This is a genomic window from Herbaspirillum sp. B65 (genome assembly GCF_000333555.1).
Taxonomy (GTDB): Bacteria; Pseudomonadota; Gammaproteobacteria; order Burkholderiales; family Burkholderiaceae_D; genus Herbaspirillum; species Herbaspirillum rubrisubalbicans.
In genome coordinates this window covers 1-1826 of sequence record NZ_BADI01000356.1, presented here as the reverse complement: position 1 = coordinate 1826, position 1826 = coordinate 1, and the positions used below count along the sequence as shown (strand labels likewise).

Below are 1826 nucleotides of genomic sequence, written 5' to 3'. Positions count from 1 at the left end.
CGCAGCGGTGCCGCAGCAAGCGCAACCCCTCAAGCTGGTCACCATCGTCGGCGGTCGCGATCCGCTGGTGGCCGGCGACGATGAATCCGGCTACGCCGCCAGCAGCAGCCAGACCGCCACCCGCACGGCCACGCCCTTGCTGGAGATCCCGCAATCGCTGTCGGTGGTGGGTCGGGCGGAGATGGAGGCGCGTGGCGCCGACAGCATTCTGGACGTGCTGCGCTATCTGCCCGGCGCCAATACCGAGACCCACGGCGTCGATCCGCGCGGTTACGACTATTTCAACCTGCGCGGCTTCATCAATGCCCAGAACACCAGCAATTACCTCAATGGCCTGCGCCAGATGGTGTCCGGCTTCGGCATGTTCCGCACCGAAGCCTACGGGCTGGAGCGGGTCGAAGTGCTGCGCGGCGCGGCCTCGGCCAGCTTCGGGCAGGCCGATCCGGGCGGGGTGGTCAATCGCATCAGCAAGCTGGCCGGCGCCGACGCCCCGGATGAGATGCTGGCGTCGCTGGGCAATTTCCAGCGCCGCCAACTGGCCGCCGACCTGAGCGGCCATGCCGACGATGGCCGGTTGCAGGGCCGTATCGTCGGGCTGGCGCTGGACAGCCACACCCAGTTCAGCTACGGCAATGGCCGCGCCGTCGAGAACGACCGTCTCTACCTGGCGCCTTCGCTGAAGCTGCAACTGGCGCCGCAGACCAGCCTGATCCTGCTGGCCGATTATCTGCAAGACCGCAATGGCAGCAGCCGCTGGACGGCGGTGCGGCCCGATGGCAGCCTCACGCATACCCTGGTGGGCGACCCCGGCGTCGATCAGCAGCGCAGCGAGCAATGGTCGCTGGGCTGGCAACTGGAGCATCGTCTCGACGATCAGTGGCGCCTGCAACAGGATTTCCGCCAGGCCGGCCTGCGCTCGCAGTACTCGGTGTTGAATCCCGGCAGCCTCAACGGCAACCTGCTGGCGCGCAGCAGCGCCCGTTACGATACCCAGCTTGAGAGCAGCCAGCTCGATACCCGCCTGCAGGGCCAGTGGCGGCAGGGCGCACTTGACCACACCCTGCTGCTGGGGCTGGACCTGACGCGCCTGCGCCAGCGCGAGCAGCGTTATCGCGGCGATGCGCCCAGCCTGGATCTGGCGCAGCCGGTGTATGGGCTGCCCATTGCCATGGCCTCGCAGTTGGTTGCGCAATTGGCAGAAGACATGCAGCAAAGCGGCCTCTACCTGCAGGACCAGATCCGCCAGGGGCCGCTGGTGTGGACCCTGGGCAGCCGCTACGATCGCGTCATCGATACCAATCGCAATACGCTGGCCCAGACGCGCCAGGACACCCGGGCTCACGCCTGGAGCCATCGCCTCGGTGTGGCCTGGAAGGTGACCCCCACGCTGGCGCCTTACCTCAACTACAGCACCGCCTTCCTGCCCCAGCCCGGCCAGGATGCCAATGGCCAGCCCTTTGCCCCCAGTCATGCACGTCAGCTCGAAGCCGGCCTCAAGTTCCAGCCGCAGCAGGGGCGGGCGATCTACACCGCGGCATTGTTCCAGATCNACAAGGATCACGTGCTCTCGAACGATCCCGGGCATGCCAATTTCTACGTCGACCAGAGCCCAGTGCGCTCGCGCGGGCTGGAACTGGAAGCACGCGGCGAACTGTGGCCGGGCCTGAACCTGCTGGCCGCCTATAGCTATACCCAAGCCCTCAATATCACCCATGCCGATCCCAACTTGCGGGGCAAGTCGCCGGTACTGGTGCCGCGTCAGGCCGCCAGCCTGTGGCTGGACTACACCCCGGGCGATGCCTGGCCCGGCCTGGGGCTGGGCGGCG

1 protein-coding gene is annotated in these 1826 nt (G+C 67.3%); it reads left to right on the top strand.

The features are described 5' to 3' along the window. Positions 1-181: 181 nt before the first annotated feature. On the top strand, positions 182-1826 hold a 1645-nt coding region (locus I5W_RS08760; RefSeq protein WP_441294724.1), incomplete at its 3' end, for a TonB-dependent siderophore receptor.